General features: G+C 61.5%; 14 protein-coding genes and 1 tRNA gene. 3 read left to right on the forward strand and 12 right to left on the reverse strand.

Going from position 1 to position 19,953, the window contains the following annotated elements:
- The first annotated feature begins 98 nt into the window (after positions 1-98).
- Together Harman_RS22070 and Harman_RS10460 are read left to right on the forward strand one after the other, a co-directional pair.
- Positions 99-683: a 2Fe-2S iron-sulfur cluster-binding protein gene (locus Harman_RS22070; protein ID WP_008307859.1), complete on the forward strand. Its 585-nt coding sequence runs from the start codon at positions 99-101 to the stop codon at positions 681-683.
- Between the two features lie 48 nt (positions 684-731).
- Positions 732-804 (forward strand) — tRNA-Arg (locus Harman_RS10460).
- A gap of 931 nt (positions 805-1,735) precedes the next feature.
- Here the strand turns inward: Harman_RS10460 and Harman_RS10465 are convergent.
- The 12 genes from Harman_RS10465 to Harman_RS10520 all read right to left on the reverse strand — a co-directional run bounded on the left by Harman_RS10465 (position 1,736) and on the right by Harman_RS10520 (position 18,844).
- Positions 1,736-4,321, reverse strand: a complete 2,586-nt coding sequence (locus Harman_RS10465; protein WP_200830875.1) for an alpha-L-arabinofuranosidase — start codon at positions 4,319-4,321, stop codon at positions 1,736-1,738.
- Positions 4,322-4,479: 158 nt separating this feature from the next.
- Positions 4,480-5,580, reverse strand: a complete 1,101-nt coding sequence (locus Harman_RS10470) for an oligopeptide/dipeptide ABC transporter ATP-binding protein (protein ID WP_137683718.1) — start codon at positions 5,578-5,580, stop codon at positions 4,480-4,482.
- A complete protein-coding gene (locus tag Harman_RS10475; RefSeq protein WP_137683719.1) occupies positions 5,573-6,628 on the reverse strand; it encodes an ABC transporter ATP-binding protein in 1,056 nt (351 codons plus the stop codon). Before Harman_RS10475 ends, Harman_RS10470 begins: the two co-directional genes overlap by 8 nt.
- 2 nt (positions 6,629-6,630) lie before the next feature.
- Positions 6,631-7,623, reverse strand: coding sequence for an ABC transporter permease (locus Harman_RS10480; protein ID WP_137683720.1), 993 nt, complete (start codon positions 7,621-7,623; stop codon positions 6,631-6,633).
- Positions 7,624-7,633: 10 nt separating this feature from the next.
- Positions 7,634-8,647 (reverse strand): ABC transporter permease, encoded by a 1,014-nt coding sequence (locus tag Harman_RS10485; protein WP_137683721.1) that lies wholly within the window; start codon positions 8,645-8,647, stop codon positions 7,634-7,636.
- Positions 8,648-8,707: 60 nt separating this feature from the next.
- Positions 8,708-10,477 (reverse strand): ABC transporter substrate-binding protein, encoded by a 1,770-nt coding sequence (locus Harman_RS10490; protein WP_235007191.1) that lies wholly within the window; start codon positions 10,475-10,477, stop codon positions 8,708-8,710.
- 220 nt (positions 10,478-10,697) lie between these two features.
- On the reverse strand, positions 10,698-12,896 hold the full coding sequence (locus tag Harman_RS10495; RefSeq protein WP_137683722.1) for an alpha-L-arabinofuranosidase C-terminal domain-containing protein: 2,199 nt from the start codon (positions 12,894-12,896) through the stop codon (positions 10,698-10,700).
- A 110-nt stretch (positions 12,897-13,006) separates the two neighbouring features.
- A complete protein-coding gene (locus Harman_RS10500; RefSeq protein ID WP_137683723.1) occupies positions 13,007-14,548 on the reverse strand; it encodes an alpha-N-arabinofuranosidase in 1,542 nt (513 codons plus the stop codon).
- A gap of 102 nt (positions 14,549-14,650) precedes the next feature.
- Positions 14,651-16,162: an alpha-N-arabinofuranosidase gene (locus Harman_RS10505; RefSeq protein WP_137683724.1), complete on the reverse strand. Its 1,512-nt coding sequence runs from the start codon at positions 16,160-16,162 to the stop codon at positions 14,651-14,653.
- A 110-nt stretch (positions 16,163-16,272) separates the two neighbouring features.
- Positions 16,273-16,896 (reverse strand): helix-turn-helix domain-containing protein, encoded by a 624-nt coding sequence (locus Harman_RS10510; protein ID WP_137683725.1) that lies wholly within the window; start codon positions 16,894-16,896, stop codon positions 16,273-16,275.
- 91 nt (positions 16,897-16,987) lie between these two features.
- On the reverse strand, positions 16,988-17,203 hold the full coding sequence (locus Harman_RS10515; RefSeq protein WP_200830876.1) for a hypothetical protein: 216 nt from the start codon (positions 17,201-17,203) through the stop codon (positions 16,988-16,990).
- 105 nt (positions 17,204-17,308) lie between these two features.
- Positions 17,309-18,844, reverse strand: coding sequence for an alpha-N-arabinofuranosidase (locus Harman_RS10520; protein WP_137683726.1), 1,536 nt, complete (start codon positions 18,842-18,844; stop codon positions 17,309-17,311).
- A 579-nt stretch (positions 18,845-19,423) separates the two neighbouring features.
- Between Harman_RS10520 and Harman_RS10525 the strand changes: the two genes are divergently transcribed.
- Positions 19,424-19,771: a hypothetical protein gene (locus tag Harman_RS10525; RefSeq protein WP_137683727.1), complete on the forward strand. Its 348-nt coding sequence runs from the start codon at positions 19,424-19,426 to the stop codon at positions 19,769-19,771.
- Positions 19,772-19,953: the final 182 nt, after the last annotated feature.

Consider the following 19,953-nt stretch of genomic DNA (forward strand, 5'->3'; position numbering starts at 1 on the left):
GCTCCGTTCTGGACCGAGGGCTGCCCCGTCCAGCGGTGTCGGCGGCGTTCGAGCGCTGAAACAACAGCTAATTAAACCAGTAATCCAAAGCCGTCCACATGGTAGAACTCGTTGGACTCGCCGCCGGGGCCACGCTCACCCTGATAGTGGTCGCGCTCCACTACGCCAAAGGGACCGGTTGGGAGGCACCGGAAGACATCTCCCAGGAGGTCCTCGAGCAGCGGGCCGCGACAGTCCCCGAGACGGACTTTCCGGAGCCGTACAACCGCTCTATCGGTGGTGGCGGTGCCACAGCGATTCCGGCCGGCGAGGCCGAAGGCGAACTCGGCGAAGGCGAGGAGGCCGAGGAAGAGGACGAGGGCTTCGATCCCGACGATATCGCCGACGACGAGGTCGAGTACTACGAGATCGAATTCGCCAAGGAAGGCGAGACGATCGAGGTCGCAAACAACGAGCCGCTTCTCGACGCCGGCGAGGAGGAAGGCTGGGACCTCCCCTACGCCTGCCGTGAGGGCCAGTGTATCTCCTGTGCCGGCCACATCGAGGACGGCCCGGCCGAGGATTATATCCGCCACAGCAACAACGACTCGCTGATGGACGACGACATGGAAGAGGGGTACTGCCTGACCTGTGTCGCCTATCCGACCAGCGATTTCACCCTCGAAACCGGCGAATCGCCCTGACGCTGGGTTCACAACCGTTAAGACGGGCTGTCTGATAGCGTATTTTGCGGGCGGCTAGTTCAGCGGACAGAACGCCTGGTTCCGGACCAGATGGTCGGGGGTTCAAATCCCTCGCCGCCCGCTATTCTGCGAGGAACGGACGTGACGTGTGAATAGCAGTATAAGAGCGGTTTGAACCCTGCCAGACGCGCACAACGGAGTGAGCACGTCTGGCTTCGGTTCAAATCCCTCGCCGCCCGTTATCTATTATCTGCGAAACCGCGGGTAGAAACTACACCAACCGATGAATAGCGATAGAACGAGGTAGTATTCGGATCTATACACAAAGTCGGAAACAAGGAAACATACATCTCATGTCTGAATTCAATAACGGGTATTCTGATAACATCCTATGTCCACTAAGACTATAATGAGGAAATAGGGATACAGATAACTGGTAATTCTGTCGTTTAGATTTAGTATGCAGGAACACGGAGATATACCGTTGCTAACCTTGTCCCAAATATAGAATCTAGAACTGAAATTTAACCTATATCAGAGTGAATTACAAGCATACGCCTGTAATCTACTGTACTAGATGGCCGTCAGAAGCATACTGTCGCAGAATAAAGTAGTTGAACAACCATCGGGTATTCTGCTACAAGTCCTTGAAATGACAAGCCTGTGTCTCCACTACGGTAGGGCTACTGACCGACTGTGTTTTCGGCGGTAGTGCATTTTGAACGCGCTGTCCAATGTCTATAGATACCACACTATCTGCGTGGTTCCGCTCCCCTGTGGCCCCATGTGAAAGGCATCACGCAATAGTCGAACTGTGTGAATCCCACGAAGTGACCCATGATAGGCGCGCCACTGCTACTAGCTAGTATTCTTCAGACGACTGTTAAATCATTTCTCTGCGGAAGGCGGGTGTGGACTCAGCCGAGATAGCGACGTCCCGAAACTGGGTCAGTCAGTTTCGCTATCGAGACTGCTCCCACTTCTTCGGTGGTTCCGAAATTACGTTCTCGACGCACTATTCAATGGTCACATCCTGTGGCGCTCTCGGTTCCTCAGTTTTCGTCTTCGCTATCCTCGGTTTCGGTCCCGTTGTTCATACAGTTCTCGCTAGTACCGTTCTTGTCGTGGCCGTTCTTGTTCCCGTTTCCGTTGCTCTTGTTGTGGCCGTTCTTATTTCCGTTTCCGTTGCTCTTGTTGTGGCCGTTCTTGTTTCCATTTCCGTTGCTCTTGTTGTGGCCGTTCTTGTTTCCATTTCCGTTGCTCTTGTCGTGGCCGTTCTTGTTCCCGTTCCCGTTGCTTTGTCCGTTACCCACGCCGGGATGGTCTGTTGAACCCCCGACGTGCAGTCGAACGACCGATGCGGGGTCGAGCGTGAGTTCCAGCGTTCCGTCAGGGCCGACGCGCTCGGTCGTTTGAATGATCTGGTGGTTCGACGGTTCCTCCCATGAGGTCTGGGCCTCGTGCGGGAGCGGCCGTTCGTCGCTTGTCGGGCGAACGAGCACGACTTCGACCGGCTGGTCTGCGTACTGTGAGCCGAGCTCAACCGTCACAGTACTCCCGGTTCTGAGGTTCCGGTTCGTCAGGAACGCCGCCAACGTGTCGCCACGGTCGGTCGCCATCGCAGCGGCGTCGACGTAGGGGACGCCCTCCATGCGCCGTATCCGGTCCCCCGTTTCGGGGAGCGTCCGGCTCGCGCCACTCACTGCTGTGTCGGTGGCGTACCACTCGTCGTGGCACTCAAACAGGCTGGAATATAGCTCGAAGACAGTGCCAACCGGGGCCTGCGGGTTCGGGTCCGGTGGGTAGTCGTCGGACCGCAGCGGCGGGAACATCCGTACCGGCACCCACGTCTGAGCGCCCGCACGGATGTGTTCGCTCTGGGCGATGAAGGCATTGAGCATTCCCGCGACGAACGTGCCGCCGGGCATCGTTTCGGGGCCGGGATACGGCGCACCGTCGTTGACCGCCGGAAACGCCCCGTATTCGCTGATATTGAGCGAGAGGTCCTCGACCCCTTTCGAGGCCGCCGTCTCGACCAGCCCCTCCATGAGTTGTTCGAACTGTGTCGGGACCATCATCAGCACCTCGTTGTAGTCGATGGCGTCTGCGTCGTGTTCATCGAACCAGGTTTCGCGGGCTTCGTCGTCCTCGATGCCCCACACGTACCGGTGGATGTTCATCGCATCTATGTGGTCCCCGGACTCCTCCAGGAGTGTCGAGTTCCACGTCTCGGGGTCCGGCGTATCGGATTCTCCGTACCCCGGATCAATCCCACTGATATGGATCTCGATGCTGTCGTCGACCGCGTTCATGGCTTCGGCGTACGTGTTGAACCCGGTCCGCTCGTCGGACCCGCTGGCGTACTCCCCGGCGTCCTGGGTCGACCCGCGCTGCCACGGTCCCCAGACTTCGTTGCCGACGCCCCACCACTTCACGTCGGCCTTCTGTGGCCGGCCGTGGTCCTTCCGCAGTTGCCCCATCTCAGTGCTGGGCGGGCCGTTGACGTACTCGACCCAGTCGGCCGCGTCCTCGGGCGTCGTCTGTCGCTCGGCCGCCCACTCGGGCGGGTTGTCCCACCAACCGATGGTGATCCGTGGGGTCAGATCAGCGACCTCGCACAGCTCCAGATACTCCAGCGTCCCGAAGAAGTTCGGTTCGATGCCGCCCCAGGCGTGGTTGACCCGCGCCGGGCGCTCCGCCAGCGGGCCGATGCCGTCCCGCCAGTTGTACTGACTGGTGAAGTTGCCGCCGGGCCACTTCAACCACGTCACGTTCTTCTCGCGCATCAGCTCGACCGTCGAGGGGTTGAACTTCCCGTTGATGGCGTCGTCTGCGGCCAGCCGGACGAAATCGAAATCGGCGTGCCCGCTGCCGCTGGTCGTGAGTTCGAGCCTGTACTTCCCGTAGGGCGTATCGACATCCCCGACGGCCCCCGCGATATACTGGTCGCCGCTGGGGTCGCTGAGTTCGAGCGTGCGCGCTACGGTTTGCCAGTCCTCGGATACGGGAATCGATTGCGAGGCCAGCGTCTCCCCGTCAAGCGTCGTGAGCGATGCCATCACGCTGTCGACGCCCTCGCCGCGGACGGCAAACGAAAGGTCATAGCCCAGCGTTCGGAAGTCCGGTAACACGATCTTCTGTGCGATGCCGCCGCGGGCGTCGTCGACACTCACGCGGGGGTAATAGGTCGTCTCGACGGCGGCGTAGCCGCCCTCCCGCTGTTCGAAACTGACCCCGGAATCGGCGACAGGCTCCCACGGGAACGGGACGTTTTCGTCCCGACTGATATCCTCGGCAGAGTAGAACGTTCTCGGCCCCCAGAAATCTTCTTCGGGCGGGGTCCGGTCGAAAAACGTCGGGTTCTTCAGATGCTGTGAGTAGACACCGGGATAGATCGTCCCTGACTGGTAGTGCTCACACAACCGGCCGTAGAACTGGTCCGACACGGTTGCCTCGGTCTGGTCGCCGTGTCTGATTTCGACTGTGTTCTGAATCGTCTCGCCGGACTGTGCGGCACCGACGCCGGAGGCTCCCGTTACTGCCCCGGCCAGCAACACACCCTGCGCCGCCAGGAACCGCCGCCGTGTCGCCGCTGTGCCGTCGCTAGCGCTATCGCCATCTGGGCTGTTTGTTACCATGCGTCTGCATTGTCTGTCCTAATATACATAATACTTTGTGATAATATCTGAATCATCGACATAACAAACAAATGCTATCCAGATAAGGGAGTAATGTCTAAACAATAGACTGACCGCGGCCCCCATCCGATTTCTGCGCCATCGAACGCTGCGACAGGTCAGTCGGACGCGGCGGTGTCCGCTTCGTCGGTCGAGACCTCGTCCAGTTCGGGGCTATGCCAGTAGTCGTGATGGTCGTCTTCGCGGAAACAGGTCACGGTGTGGTCCGTGTGCCCGTCAACGGCCAGTTCGCCCGGAACGTCGTTTTTGCAGGCCTCACGCGCTTCGGGACACCGGGTATGGAACCGACAGCCGCTGGGTGGGTTTCGGGGGTCCGGCACGTCAATCGTTCGAAGCGGCGACGACGGGTCCGCGTCCGCGTTGGGGTCCAGACTTGGCGCGGCCCACATCAGCGCCTTCGTGTAGGGGTGTTTCGGGTTCTTGACGATCTCGTCGACGGGCCCCAGCTCGACCAGTTCCCCAAGGTACATGATGCCGATGCGACCGTCGGCTTCGCCGGCCACGTAGCTCGCGTTCGAGAGGTTGTGACTGATGAACAGATACGACGTGTTGAACTGGTCTTGCAGCTCCAACATCAGGTCCATCATATCGATCCGGAGCGACACGTCCAGCGCGGACACGGCTTCGTCGGCGAGGATGAGATCGGGGTTCATCAGCAAGGCGCGGATGAGCGCGACCCGCTGTTTCTCACCGCCCGAGAGCTGGTGGGGATACCGCTTCGAGTAGGCCTCCGGCGGTTCCATGCCGACCCGGGACAGCATCTCGTGGATGCGCTCGCGCCTGTCGAAGGTCGTCATCTGGGGCTGGGTGGCCCGCAGCGGGACCGAAAGCGTGTGCATCACCGTTTTGTTCGGATTGAGCGACGCTCCCGGGTCCTGATGGATTATCTGGAGGGACTGGCGGATCTGCTTGAACGGGATCGAACTACTGCCCGAGCTGTCACGCGCTTCCCAGATGTCCTGCCCACGGTACTCGACCTGTCCCTCGGTCGGGCGCTGGACGCCGATGGCCGTTTTGCCGAGCGTTGTCTTTCCGCAGCCGGACTCCCCCACCAGCGCCACCACGTCGTTTTCCTCGATATCGAGCGAGACGCCGTCGACGGCTTTCACGATGTCGCTGTCCCGGCCGAAGATACCGGTGTCCGTCTCGAAATGGACCTCGATATCCTGCAACGACACGACGTGTTCGTCGCTACTCATTGTGAACCTCCCGAAGGTTCAGCGGGACTGCCTCGTTTACGTCGTCGATGTAGTGGCATTTCGCCTGGTGGTCCGTGGCTCCGGAACCGGCCTGAAACGGCGGATCAGCCGCGACACAGTTGTCGTCGCTCATCGGACAGCGCGGATGATAGGTACAGCCGTCCGGGACGCTGACCGGGTCGGGGCTTTTCCCTTCTATCGGCCGCATCTCCTCGCGCGGCGTGTGTAGATTCGGCGTGGAGTTGAGAAGCGCCCGCGTGTAGGGGTGTTTCGACCCGGTGAGCACGTCGTTTGCCGGCCCGACCTCGACAAATTCGAAGGCGTACAACACCCCCAGCCGGTCCGCCAGATTGGCGACCAGCGGCAGGTCATGTGTTATAAAGACGATAGTAAGGTCCCGCTGCTGCCCAATCTTCCGGATGAGTTCGATGATACTGCGCTGCATGAGCAAGTCAAGCGCCGCAGTCGGTTCGTCCATCACGAGCACCTCCGGGTCCAGAAGGAGACTCATCGCGAGCAGGGCGCGCTGTTGCATCCCGCCACTCAGTTCATGGGGGTAGGAGTGGAGGACCTGCTCGGGTTCGAGATACAACTCCGAGAGCAGGTCCCGTCCCCGTTCCATCCCGTCGTCTACGTCGTAGCCGTGGACATCCAGCGTTTCCTCGAAGTGGTCGCCGATGGTCATTGTGGGGTTGAACGAACTCATTGCCCCCTGGAACACCATCGCGATCTCCTCCCAGCGGATCTGCTTGATCTCTGATTCGGACTGTTGCAGGAGCTCTATCTCTTCGCCCGATTCCGGGCGGAACGTGATCTCGCCCGAGAGCTGTCCGGGGTCGGGGATCGCATCGAGCAGCGCCGAGGCGAACATCGATTTGCCGCTCCCGCTCTCCCCGACGACGCCGAGAATTTCGCCCCGTTGGATGTTCATATCGACTGAGTCCATCACCCTCGACGTTCCGCGTTCCATGTCGAAGGTGACGGAGGCGTTCCGTATCTCGAATATCGGGTCTGTCACACCGAAGGTCACGTCGTTTGTCGTTTGCATTGTTAGTCTCCCGTTGTCGGCCCCGTCTCTTCGATTGATTCAGCGTGCCGTGCGCGGATTCGCGGATTGAACAGCCGCTCGGTCCCCTGTGAGAACAGGACCAGGCCAAGGGACAGGACGACGATGGCCGCCATCGGCGTGATGATCCAGTACAACGACGACCACGAATACAGCGCCCCGCCGGTCGAGTACGCTCTGTTCAGCATGATGCCCCAGTTCGAGAACGGGACGTTCAGGACGCCGATGTAGAACAGCGCCACTGACCCGAAGATGACGCCGCGCCCGGTGTTGACGAAGCTTATCAGGACATAGGGCATGATGTTGGGCAGGATGTCGTCGACGATGATGCGGTGCAGGGAAACATCCATGATGCGCGAGGCTTCGATGTAGGACTGGTCTCGCAGTTCAAGCACCTGTGACCGAATTGTTCGCGCGAGCCCCGCCCAGGCGTTGATCGACAGGATGACCCCGATGAAGAAGGGGTTCGAGGGCTCGAAGACCACCAGAAACAGGATCACCAGAGGCAGCCCCGGAATCGTCATCGCGATGTCGCTGATGGTCGTCAACACCGTGTCAGTGTAGCCGCCCTTGTATCCGGACACCGTCCCCACGACGGTTGCGAGGGCTGTCGAGAAGACGGCCCCGGAGACGACCATCTTGAGCATTGGCGGGGTCGCGTGGACGACTTTCGCCAGCAGCCCTTCGCCGAGGTTGTTCGTTCCAAGCGGGTACTGCATGTTCTGGAGCGGTCCGATGAGCCGCGGACCGCCGGTCTGTGCCGGCTCGATGAGATGGACGCCGACGACACCGACGAACACGTACGCCAGAATGATGAGTCCTCCAGTCCGCGTTCGCCAGTCGCTCCACATGACGCGCAGCGGCGTCAACACGAAGATGTCGAGCCGCTCGCGATAGAGGTCCGCCTTGGAGGGTTGTCTGTCGCGCTCTGCTCCTGAACCGCCGACGGAATTGAACGTGGTGTTCTTGTCTGACATTCCTGTTCTCTCAGTAGGCCTCGCGTGATGCTTCGTCGGAGACACGTGGGTCGATCATGCCGTAGGTCAGGTCCGCAAACAGGATGCAGGCGACCACCGCGACGGTGATGACGATGAAGATACCCATCATCAGCGGATAGTCGCGGGCGTTGATCCCCTCTAACAGGTAGTATCCCAGCCCCGGGTACGCGAAGATCTGTTCCAGAATCACTGAGCCGCCGAACATGAATCCCACGGAGATCATGAACTGGGTGTACAGCGGCAACACCGCGTTTCGCCCGACATAGCGGATAGCGATGCGACGACCCGGCACACCGCGCAGGTGGGCCACGCGGATGTACTCCTCGCCGATCTCCTTGATCGCGTTCCCGCGCATTCCGAGCGCGATGCCCCCAAACCCTGTCAACACCAGCGACGCGATCGGGAGTGTCGCGTGATATAGCACGCTACTGACGTACTGTGGCGTCAGCGCGGAGTCCAGATTCGACGCGACGTTCCCGGACGCGGGGAACCACGACAGCTGAATCGCAAACACGTACACGAAAAGCAGGGCGGCGACGAAATACGGGACGGAGTTGAGGAACATCGACACGCCGGTCCAGGCCGTATCGAACCGCTCGCCTTCCTGATAGGCCATGACTGCGCCAAGCAGGATACCGATGGCGAACGTCAGGATGATCGAAATCGTGAGCAGGAAGATCGTCCAGGGCGCTGATTTGAGTATTATCTCTCCCACTGGTTCGCCGTAGTTGAACGACCGACCGAGATCCCCCTGCAGAATCTGTGCGGTGTAATTGAACAGTTGCACGTGGATCGGGTCGTTGACGCTGTAGTTCATGTAGTCGACGGAGAGCTTGCTGAGCTCTGCCATGTCGATGCTGTCCGCTCCCCGTGACTGCATGACCTGTGCGCGAATGTATGCGAGCGGACCCCCCGGCATCTGTCGGATCATGACGAAGGTAAACACGACCACCGACACGATTGTCAGGAGGGATTGGCCGACTCGTTTGACGAAATATCTCATGGATGCTGTGGTCCGTTTAGGCTGTGTCTGTGTGCTGCTGTCCTGCCATAGCGCCGAGAGTCACTGGCTCCCCTTGGCTTTGAGCAAGCCCATCCGCGGGAACCACCACTGGGGCCATTTGGTCTGCCACGCCGAGTCGCTCATTTCGGGTTTCCAGTCCCAGTCGTCGTCCGTCATCCAGAGCACGTCGTTGATCTCGATGAGGGGTATCATCGGCAGCGTCTGGTTCATTATCCAGGCGAGCTGGTCGATGTACTCTGTCTGAGTCTCCCCCGTAGAGGTCCGCAGGTCGTTCATGAGGCCGTCGATGTCGACATCCTGCAGGTCGCCGTCCGGCTCACCGAACGGTGGGGCCTGTAGTTCGCCGGGCGTCAGGTTCATGAACTCGTTGTCGGTTCGGAAGTACATCCCGAACGTGTAGAAGGGGTGCTGGTTCTGCAGCGTCCAGCCCGTCGAGGCACCGACGTAGTCGCCAGCGAGGTAGTGATCGGACCAGTACGAGGTCGAATCGACCATCTTCAGCTCGGCCTTGATGCCTTCCTGTTCGAGCGAGCCGACGACCGTCTGGTAGATCGGATGCCAGTCAGTCAGATCAGAGGGCACGGTGATCGGGAGTTCGAGCCGACTCCCGTCGGGCCGCTGCCACTGACCGTCGACCTTCTCGTAGCCCTCGTCGCGGAGCAGCTGCCGGCCGCGTTCGGCGTCGCGGTACCGGTGGAGCGCCGACGCCCCCTCCTCGGAGACCCAGTCTTTCCAGCGGTCCGACGGCGAGTTGTCGCCGGCGATGTTGCCGACCAGCCCGCTCGGAGCCTCAACGAACTGGCCGAACTGCCCGTAGCTCTCGGCGGCCGACTTCCGGTCGATGAACTCGGCGATGGCCTGCCGGACCCGGACGTTGCCGAAGTCCTCGTGTTCGCAGTTGAACGGGAGCGCCTGTCCCCACAGCGCAGGTAGTTGCGTGGTGAGATGCCCCTCCTGGCGATTGTTGTACACTGACGCCGGCGGGTTGTAGTTCCGAATCGTATCGACATCACCGTCCGGAACCATGTTCAGGGCGACACTGGCCGTGTCCGTCGACACGCGCTGGACATCCCAGTACTGCCAGTTTATCTGGTCAGCGTCGGGGTGGTGTTCGTACAGTTCCATCCGATACCGGTTTTCGGATCGCTCGATGAACTGGAAGGGGCCGTTTCCGTACGGCTCCTCGAATGTGTCGTTGCGGAGTTGGCTCTTGACATCGCTTCGCTCCGAGTCCGTCGTCGCGTCTTCGTAGGCCTCGATGTACTTGCCGTACAACCGGTATGGCGTATCGATCCACTGGTAGTTCAGCGACTCCCGGAAGATCGGCTTATTGACCTGCCCGTCGAGGGTCAGTTCGAGCTTCTTGTCCCCCACGACCTGCATATCGGTGTAGTGGTCTGCGACTGTGTTCCCGACGATCTGCTCACAGCCGAACTTCGCTTTGAGGTCCTCCCCGGTCACCGGGTCGCCGGGGTCGCCGTTGTGCCAGGTGAGCCCGTCACGGACTTTGAGTACGACCCGCTCCTCGGACCCGGCCCACTCGTCGATCTGGAGGGCGTACTCGGTGTACTCCCCCGTCTCGATGTTGTACCGCTGGAACTGGTCGTTTTGCATCTCGTGCTCGTACGGCGTCGTGAAGTTGTAGACGTTATGTTGCCAGTTCGTTGGGTTGTCCGTCGTCGTGTTCGCAAAGGCGTTATCCACCGGCTGGATGTCGCCGCCGGCAGTCGTGACCTCGCCCGAGGAGGAGCCGTCGCCGCCTCCGCCCCCGCTTTCGCTCCCGCCGCTTCCGCCGCAGCCGGCTATCATTCCGACCCCACCTGTCGCACCGATCATTCCTGCACGTCGCATCACGCTCCGACGCGACATTCTATTCGGCTCATTGGCACTATCGCCTGTCGCCATAGTGGTAGGGCATAGCAAAACATAATAAACGTTATGGTATTATTCCCCAACTACATTATTGGCAGACACGACACTGCGAAACTGTGGCCGAGTCCGATCTGTTCATCACCACCCCTGAGACGGCTTACTCCACAGTGAGGGTGACCACAGAATACCGGGGGAGCGTGAGGGAAACGGTCCCATCGACGACAGCGACTCGGTCCTCGGTCGGTGCAATCCGGTCTTGGGCGTCGAGCGTGTTCGTCTCGTGCATCGTCTCGGCCGTGAGGGTCCGCTTCTTGACGGTGTCGACATCGGACAGCAGCCCACCGCCGTCCACGTCTACTTCGACCGGCCCCGTGCCAGCATCGCGATGGACGAGAATCGCGGCAAAGTCGTAGTCGGTGGCGTCCGTCACCGCGACCGCATCGACAACAGGGCGGTCCGACACCGGTTCGAGTTCGCCGAACCACTGGCTCGTATCCGTTCCGAACGCGGTGTCGGTTGAGTACGTTCCACAGGTCACGTCAACGCCGACGGGCTGTCCGCCGGCGACGGCCAGTCCCAGTTGCTGCCCGTAGAAGCAGGGGTCCGCCCAGACGCGCTGGCGTTGTTTCCGAATCCCGCCGCCGTGATTCCCGACACCGGAGTGGGTCACCATCTCCACGACTCCGCCCCGGAGGCACTGATTGACGACTGTCGCATCGAACACCGCCTCGGTGATGCTGTGGCTCCCGGGGAGTGTCTCCTCCGTCAGCAGCCCAGCGTCGTCGTCCTCGGACAGCGTCCCGTCGTCGGTGTCCTCGGACTCGTCGAACCGCGTGAACAACTGCAGTTCAGTCACTGCCAACCGTGGGTCAGCAAGCCCGGCGTCCCGGCAGGTAGTTGCGACGCGGCGATACTCTTCCCCGAGTTGCTGGGCGAATCCCGAATGAGCGTTGAACAGTTCGACCGGGTCTGTCCCCGCGTCTGCGTGGCACTCGACGAGCACGTGGTCGGTGAGCCAGTCCCCGTCGTGCAGGGCATCCAGGGTCGGCTCGTTCCAGTCGGTCAGGCGGTTGCCACAGGCCAGCACCTCGATGGAGTCGTCGACGGCCGTCATCGCCTCCCGGAACCGCTCGAACCGGTCCGCGTACCCCTCGGGTGTCGTCCACGAGAGCTGCCACTGTCCGTACAGTTCGTTGCCCAGTTCCCAATAGGTAACGTCGTATGGTTCCGGATGGCCATGTTCGGCCCGCAGCGCCCCCATCTCCGTGTCGGTCGAGCCGTTACAGTACTCGACCCACCGGGCGGCCTCTTCGGGGGTGCCGGTGCCGGCGTTGACACAGATGACCGGGTCACAGCCCACCGCCGAACAGAACGCGAGGAACTCGTCGGTCCCGAACAGGTTGGGTTCGATGCCGTCCCACGCCGGGTTCGGTTTGGTCGGGCGTGACTCGACTGGCCCCACGCCGTCCTGCCAGTGGTAGCCGGATGCGAAGTTGCCGCCGGGCCACCGGAGAACTGGCAGTTCCATGTCGGCAAACAGGTCGACGATTTCCGGGTCCGCCGTCCCGACGTGGTCGGCCGGGGACAACAGCGCCCGGTCCACGATCACGGCGTCGTCATCGTCGACCGTGATACTGAACCCGAACAGCGTGCCCGGCTCAGTCGACACAGACTCCGGGACCTCGAGCGTGAATTCGCTCGTCTCGTACTCAGCTCCGGCGGCGACCGTTGTCTCCGCGATAGTCGGCCCGAGCGACCCGCCCCGATCAGCGGTCTCACGCTGTCCGTCCACGCTGTGCAGGGCAACCCGCACCGTTGTCTCCGATGGCGCTCGTAGCGTCACTCGCCCCTCGAACCCCGTGGTCCGGTGAACCGGCAGGTAACACCACTGGGCGATCCCCGCGGGCTGCCCCTCGCTTTCCGTGACCTCGACCCGCTGGGCGCGGTCACCCGCCGTCCCCACATCGGGGCTCGTCTCGACAGCAGCCTCGCCGTAGGGAAACCACCAGAGTGCGGTCCCGTCATCGTAGGCTGCCCGGAGCCGGTCGGCATCAGGGAGGTCGTGAATCGATGCGTACTGCTCGATCCGTTCGCCAATCGCTTCGGGGTCGTGGATACCCCCTCGGCCGCCGTCGGCACCGAACTCCCGGGTCTGGAATGACCAGCTCCCGACGGTTGGGTTGTAGAGCACCTGGGCTTCGAGCGCGTTCGTGACCCGCCAAGGCGAGTACAGATGTTCGCCGAACTTTCCGAACAGCGCCGCCGGGACCTCGCGGTCGGCCGTCCGCGACGGGTCCAGTCGCACTGTCGCACGCTCGGGCGTGTCGCTGTCCGTGTGGCTAAAGAGCGTCGTCATTGCGGTTCGTAGCTCACCGGCGGACGTAAAATAGCTAGGGATGCAGACATTTCCCGGCCGTCGGGCCTCGTCCCTGCGTTCCCTATATCCGATGTTCACTCCCCAGTACGCTACACCTGAACGGAGAGTCCTAGCGTGGAACCGGCCGGCGCGTCGACGACGACCGTACCGTCGCCGTGGTTCTCCGCCTCGATTTCCTCGGGCGTGAACCGCTCGGCGTTGGTCTCGGTCGAGTACAGGTCCGCGGGCAGACCGCCAAACAGCGCCTGTGCGTCCTCGATTGTCACGCCGTCGCTTTCGACAGTGACGGTAATTTCGCGAGCGTCGTCCCGGTGGAGGTTCGACAGCGTGACGTACACCTGACCGTCCTGTTCGGAGGCGGAAGCGGTCACCAGCGGGACTTCGTGTTCGCTGTCGGCGTTGAACTCGTTCCCGATGCTCTTGACCGCGCGGACCTCGGTGTCGACGACCGTCCGGAGCGCCGTTGCTCCCATATGCTGTTTGTAGAGGTCGAAGACGCGGTAGGTCGGTGTCGGCCACGCGCTGTCCTCGTTGGTCTGGACGAGACACTGGAGGACGTTGACCGTCTGTGCGATGTTCGCCATCGAAACCACGTCGGCACGTTTGTTGAGGTCATCAAGGACGCTGGCGGCGGAGAGTGCGTCACGAACCGTGTTCTCCTGTTCGAGGCCGTTGTCGAACACCGCCTCCGGATGCCAGACACCCCATTCATCGACGATAATGCCGATGTCGGTCCCGGGGGCGAACAGTTGCAGGGCCTCCGCCGCCCGGTCGATGTCCTCGCCGACCTGTCGCGCCCGGGCCAGCAGGCGGTAGTACTGGTCGTCAGTGAACTCCGTATCGCTGCCGGAGTGGTGGTAGCGGTGGACCGACAGGTGGTCCAGCAGGTTGTACACCGTTCCCTGGCCGAAGGAGACACACTCGGCGAGATGTTCGAGGAACCGCCGGTTCCAGCTATCCGTGATGTGCCCGCAGGCGACCAGTTCGAGGGACTCGTCAGCCATCACGCGGTCGAACCCCCGGAGGTAGTTCGCGTAGCGGCGGAACTGCTCGGCGTACTGCTCGGGACTGAAGCGGCCGCCACACCCCCAGTTCTCGTTGCCGACCCCCCAGTACGTGACGTTGTGTGGCTCTTCGCTGCCGTTTTTCGCCCGGAGCCGCGTTATCTCCGTATCGCCGTCGTAGTTGCAGTACTCCGCCCAGTCGACGGCCTCGTCGGGGTCGCCGGCGCCGACGTTGACTGCGAGATACGGCTCCGTCCCCAACATCTCACAGAAATCCATGAACTCCTCGGTTCCGAACGCGTTGGACTCCTCGGGGAGGTTATCTCGCCCCTGTGTCCACCACATGTTCCGCCGCCGGGGTCGCTCCTCGCGGGGTCCCAGCCCGTCCGTCCAGTGGTAGTCGTCGGCGAAACAGCCGCCGGGCCACCGCAGGACCGGCGTGTTCAGGTCTCGAAGCAACTCGACAGTGTCCATGCGGATGCCGTTCTCGGTCGGCACGCCGTCATCCTCGCCGACCCAGATACCCCCGTAGACGCACCGCCCGAGATGCTCGGAGAGCTGGCCGTACACGTTGGGGCTGATCCGCCCGACCGGGTCGTGCCGCGCCACGTGGACTTCCGTTTGCATATCCCGTATCTGCATCTAGACGGTGATATAGATGGGGTCTTGCTATCGGGGGCAGGGAAGGCATGCGTCGGGAAACTGAAAGCGGACGGCTAGACGGGAGCGTTATTCGAGCGTTACACTCACGACGGAGCTGGCCGGTGCGTCGACGACGACCGTGCCGTCGCCGTGGTTTTCGACCTCGATGTCGTCAGCCTCGAACGTGTCCGCGTTGTCGTCAGTCGAGTACTCGCTAACGTCCTGGTCGTCGAACAGGACCGCCGATTCGACGACTGATGCGTCGTCGAGGTCCGTGTTGATTTCGACGGCCTCGCTCCCGTCGAGGGCCCGGTTCGACAGCGTGACGAACAGTTCGCCGTCCTGTTCGGAGGCGGAGGCGCTGACCAGCGGCACGTCGAAGGGTTCGTCCTCGACGGTTTCGGCTTCGGTGTCGACGACCGTTTCGAGCGACGTTGCGCCCATGTGGTCCTTGTAGAGGTCGAACACCTGGTAGGTCGGCGTCGCCCATGCGCTGTCTTCGTCGGTCTGGACGAGACACTGGAGGACGTTGACTGTCTGGGCGATGTTCGACATCGACACCACATCGGCCCGCTCGTGGAAATCGTCGAAGACCCCGGCAGCGGAGATGGCGTCACGGACGGTGTTTTCCTGTTCGAGGCCGTTGGTGTTTTTCGCCTCCGGATGCCAGACGCCCCACTCGTCGACGACGATGCTGATGTCGTTGTCCGGTGCGTACACACCCAGCGTCTCGACGGCGTTGTCGATGTCCTGCGCGACGAGCCGGGAGCGAGCGAGCAGGCGGTAGTACTCCTCGTCGTCGAACTCCGTGTCGCCGCCGGCCTCGTAGTACCGGTGGACCGACATGTGTTCCATCAGTTCGTAGGGGCTTTCGACCCACTCGGAACACTCCGCGAGCGCATCGAGGAACCGGCGGTTCCAGTCCTCGGAGATGTGCCCGACCGAAATCAACTCCATCTCGGCGTCGCTCATCATCCCGTTGAAACTGCGCATATACGTCGCGTAGCGGCGGTACTGCTCGGCGTACTCCTCGGGGCTCAGGCGGCCGCCACAGCCCCAGTTCTCGTTGCCGACCCCCCAGTAGGTCACGTCGTGGGGCTCATCGACGCCGTGTTCCGCGCGGCGGTTCGCCAGTTCGGTGTCGCCGTCGTAGTTGCAGTACTCGGCCCAGTCGGCCGCCTCCGACGGCGAGCCGTTCCCGACGTTGACGGCGAGATACGGCTCTGTGTCGAGCATGTCACAGAGGCGGACGAACTCGTTCGTCCCGAAGGTGTTTGGCTCCTCGGGGATGTCCCGGCGGCCCTGTGTCCAGAACATGTTCCGCCGTGTCGGCCGTTCCTCACGCGGGCCAACGCCGTCTTCCCAGTGGTAGTCGTCGGCGAAACAGCCGCCGGGCCATCGCAGGACGGGCATGTCGAGGTCTTGCAGCAGTTCGACGGTATCCATTCGGATGCCGTCCTCGGTCGGGACGCGGTCGTCGTCGCCGACCCAGATGCCGCCATAGATGCATCGGCCGAGGTGCTCAGCGAAGTGGCCGTAGACGGTTGGATTAATCTGATCTATCGGGTCATGCCGGTGGACGTGAATCTCTGCACCCATCGCTACACACTCCGTAAACCTGGTATAAAATAATTTGGGTCAGCGTGCGCTGTGTCTGTCGCCCTGCCGGAATCGACACCGTTTCGGCGATAGCGACTCGAACCACTCTGTCAGCGGCGACAGCCGTGCATCCACTGATGGCCGTCGTCGTCCGACTCGAACCCGCTCTTGAACGCTTCCTGTACGTGTTCCGGTGTCTGGTCGGTTTCGCTATCCCACGACACGCCGGCATCGTGCAGCAGTTCGCGGACGTAGCTCAGCGTGTACTCGACGTGGAACATCTCCGTGATGTACATGCGGGTGAGTTTTGGCGTCCACTCCGGGGCTTCGTAGCCGGCTTCGGCGGGGGGCTTGGCGAGGACTTCTTGGAGCTGGTTCTCCTGGCTGGGGGTGAGCTTCGAGGGGCGACCGGGCCGGTCGTCGTCGTAGACCACGTCTTCGAGCGGTTCGTCGGCCAGCCGTTCGAGGCGGTTCAGCCAGTTGTGGATCGTCGTCCGGGACACGTCGTACCAGTCCGCGAGTTCCGTCTGGGGGACTCCCTCCTTGTGGTTGATCCCGACCATGATTCGCTTGGTCGCGGTCTTCCCTTCGACCTCGGTCAGATACTCGCGGAGGGCCGCGACGCTCACGTTCTCGGGTCGAACATTGCTGTCCGGCTCCGCATCGTCCCCTCGTGACTGGGGTATCTCCGGGCGGGCCGCGCTCGCATCGCCGGGGCGTTCTGCATTAGCCATGGACGATAATTACAATCGGGTGTTTAATTACTTTTCGGCGTTCGGTTGGTGGCGTTCCAAATTGCGAGACCTGACCCGGTCCCGCCGACCGCTACAACGAGTCCTCGACTGCCGCGAAGGGGTCCCAGTCGCGGTACAGCGCAATACCGACCACGAGGAGGAAGCCAATCTGAATCACGAGCGACACCACCGAGATGACATACCCATCGGTGCCCGGTTCCTGGAACAGGAACAGCGCGGCCGTAAGCAGCGTCAGGAACGACATGATGACGAGCATGAACCGAAATACGGTCTTGCTCAGTTTCATTGCCTACTACTGTGTGAATCAACGACAAAGAGGTTCCGGTCGGGCTACCGCCAGTGTGGCTTCGGTGGCTGTCGTCCCGTTCAAATGGGGCCGCGGTGTCGGCCGTTACTTTGTGAACGTGACACCGACGACCGATGATGCCGGGACGTCAATGGCGTACTGTCCGTCGTCGGCTTCGTCGACGGAGATATCGTCAGCCTCGAACTCGGCTGCGTTGTCCGCCCTCGAGTACGCTCGTGGCCCTTTGTCCTCGAACAGGACCGTTCCCGCGGGGCTGCCGAACGTCTCGTCGACCTCGACTTCGACCGTCTCGCTCTGTTCGATGGTTCGGTTCGACGCAGTGACGAACAGTTCGTCGTCATTGACCGATGCCGAGGCCGAAACGAGGGGCACGTCGTGGTCCTCCTCGTCGAAGTACTTCTTGTCCGCGTTGACGGTGGCCTCGACGGCCGTGTTCCCGCTGTGGTTCTGGTACAGGTCGAACACCTGGTAGGTCGGCGTCGCCCACGCGTCGTCCTCGTCCGTCTGGACGAGACACTGGAGGACGTTGACCGTCTGTGCGATGTTCGCCATCGAAACTACGTCGGCGCGCTCGTGCATGATATCGAATACGCCCGCCGCAGCAAGCGCGTCCCGGACGGTGTTTGCCTGTTCGAGGCCGTTGTCCGGCGTCGCCTGCGGGTGCCAGGTCCCCCATTCGTCGAGGATAATCCCGACATCCTCTCGCGGGACGTACGACGAGATGGTCTCGGCCGCGCTGTCGATGTCGTCCGCGATTTTCTGTGCACGGGCGAACAGCCGGTAGTGCTGCTCGTCCGAGAAGTCGGCGTCGTCGCCGGCCTGGTAGTACCGGTGGACGGAGAAGTGATCCAGCAGTTTATACGGCGACCCCATCCCCAGGAAGGTCCCGGGGCCGAACTCCATCCCGCCGTCGAGTCGCTCGAAGAACGCCTCGTTCCACTCGTCCGTGATGTGCCCGCAGGCGATGAACTCCGTCGAGCCGGGATTGATGTGGTCGTCGAAGCCGTTGAGGTAGTTCGCAAAGCGGCGGTACTGGTCGGCGTACTCGTCGGGCGCAAAGCGGCCGCCACAGCCCCAGTTCTCGTTACCGATGCCCCAGTAGGTCACGTCGTATGGCTCCTCGTGACCGTTCTCGACACGCCGCCTGGTCAGGTCCGTGTCGGCGTCGGAGTTGCAGTACTCGATCCAGTCGAGAGCTTCTTCAGGTGTTGCTGAACCGACGTTGACGGCCAGATACGGGTCGGTATCGACCATCTGACAGAGTTCGAGGAACTCGTCGGTCCCGAACTCGTTGGTCTCTATGAAGCGCTCCTCACGGCCCTGTGCCCACCAGAGGTTCCGCCGTGTCGGCCGTTCCTCGCGGGGGCCGACGCCGTCCTCCCAGTGGTAGTCGTCGGCGAAACAGCCGCCAGGCCACCGCAGCACGGGCATGTCGAGGTCTTGCAGCAGTTCGACGGTGTCCATGCGGATGCCGTCCTCGGTCGGGACGCGGTCGTCATCGTCGCCGACCCAGATGCCGCCATAGATACATCGACCGAGGTGCTCCGCGAAGTGACCGTAGATATTCTCGGAGATCCGGTCGATGGAATGGTCGCTATGAACGCTGATCTTCGCTGGCATATATATTGAGGTTCCCTCCGGCGCTAATAATGATTATGATATTGGGCGCTGTAATCCAAATACTCGATAATCAACGTGACAGCGCCGGTACGGCGTCTCTTCGTCCGAACGGTACCGGTGTTTCGCCCAGTCGGCGAAAAGTAATTTAACATAATGCCTCATGATGTGGGGCTCCAACAGGACAGGCCGCTCATGCTATCTATGGCTGCCGCAGCAACGATTCTGGGGCTTCGGTTGGCGTCCCAGTCAGACCAGCGGACAAGTAGAGTCCTCTGGAACACCGTTTGGCGGGCTGAAACGCTGATATAATCGTGAGAGTGATCCCGATATGCCACCGTGTTTAATTACTTCTCTGTGCACCACTGGGCTCATGGATAGTGAGGCGGATCGTCTCGGAGTCTCGGGGTGAACCTCTCACTATCCGTGGCCACAGTCTCGAATGCAAATTGTCTGTGCGGTCGAGAAACTGGGCAATCGGTTGGTGGTCTCATTGCGGTGGTCTTGTCAGAAGTCTTTCAGATGGTATCCCGGCGCAGTGACCCCCAGGATTATGTGGCAGCGACACACTACCTGTGGACTATGAAACAATTCGAACCGGACTGTCGCGACGGAACGCTGTCCCTCTGCCACGATGATACACGGGTTACCATCGGCGCACTCGATGACATTGTCGCCGCCGTCGGCGGCGAAACATATCGGATTGAGTACGACGACGCACAGCGGATGCAACCCTGGTTAGACACTGACGATGGGGCCCTCGAAATCGACGTTCGGGACGCCGTGACCACGATGACGCACACGGAGGAGCTCGTCTCGGACCTAGCCGAGTATGACATGGAGACAGACCGGTACGGACTCCCGACGCGGACGGTCGAGTTCGCTGACCGATTCGTCGATATCCTTGAGCAACAGGGCCTCGACTCCTGAGGACCTGTCGTGCCAGACGGGACGGTCCGTACCAGTTGACGGTTCCATATCGAGGGACACTGACCGTCCCTTTCTCGGCGTATGTTTCCCTGTGACGTAGTAAACGTTATCTACCTGCTGACCACGATATGACGACCTGTGGCGCCAAATATCATTTCGGTCGATAGGGTATAACGGGCGTA

It is taken from the genome of Haloarcula mannanilytica (assembly GCF_005406125.1).
GTDB lineage: Archaea > Halobacteriota > Halobacteria > Halobacteriales > Haloarculaceae > Haloarcula > Haloarcula mannanilytica.

Bases quoted from the DNA above. Each gene is read 5' to 3' on its own strand.
- Harman_RS22070 (WP_008307859.1), top strand. From the start codon at position 99: ATGGTAGAACTCGTTGGACTCGCCGCCGGGGCCACGCTCACCCTGATA.
- Harman_RS10465 (WP_200830875.1), bottom strand. From the start codon at position 4,321: ATGGTAACAAACAGCCCAGATGGCGATAGCGCTAGCGACGGCACAGCG.
- Harman_RS10470 (WP_137683718.1), bottom strand. From the start codon at position 5,580: ATGAGTAGCGACGAACACGTCGTGTCGTTGCAGGATATCGAGGTCCAT.
- Harman_RS10475 (WP_137683719.1), bottom strand. From the start codon at position 6,628: ATGCAAACGACAAACGACGTGACCTTCGGTGTGACAGACCCGATATTC.
- Harman_RS10480 (WP_137683720.1), bottom strand. From the start codon at position 7,623: ATGTCAGACAAGAACACCACGTTCAATTCCGTCGGCGGTTCAGGAGCA.
- Harman_RS10485 (WP_137683721.1), bottom strand. From the start codon at position 8,647: ATGAGATATTTCGTCAAACGAGTCGGCCAATCCCTCCTGACAATCGTG.
- Harman_RS10490 (WP_235007191.1), bottom strand. From the start codon at position 10,477: ATGATAGCCGGCTGCGGCGGAAGCGGCGGGAGCGAAAGCGGGGGCGGA.
- Harman_RS10495 (WP_137683722.1), bottom strand. From the start codon at position 12,896: ATGACGACGCTCTTTAGCCACACGGACAGCGACACGCCCGAGCGTGCG.
- Harman_RS10500 (WP_137683723.1), bottom strand. From the start codon at position 14,548: ATGCAAACGGAAGTCCACGTGGCGCGGCACGACCCGGTCGGGCGGATC.
- Harman_RS10505 (WP_137683724.1), bottom strand. From the start codon at position 16,162: ATGGGTGCAGAGATTCACGTCCACCGGCATGACCCGATAGATCAGATT.
- Harman_RS10510 (WP_137683725.1), bottom strand. From the start codon at position 16,896: ATGGCTAATGCAGAACGCCCCGGCGATGCGAGCGCGGCCCGCCCGGAG.
- Harman_RS10515 (WP_200830876.1), bottom strand. From the start codon at position 17,203: ATGAAACTGAGCAAGACCGTATTTCGGTTCATGCTCGTCATCATGTCG.
- Harman_RS10520 (WP_137683726.1), bottom strand. From the start codon at position 18,844: ATGCCAGCGAAGATCAGCGTTCATAGCGACCATTCCATCGACCGGATC.
- Harman_RS10525 (WP_137683727.1), top strand. From the start codon at position 19,424: ATGAAACAATTCGAACCGGACTGTCGCGACGGAACGCTGTCCCTCTGC.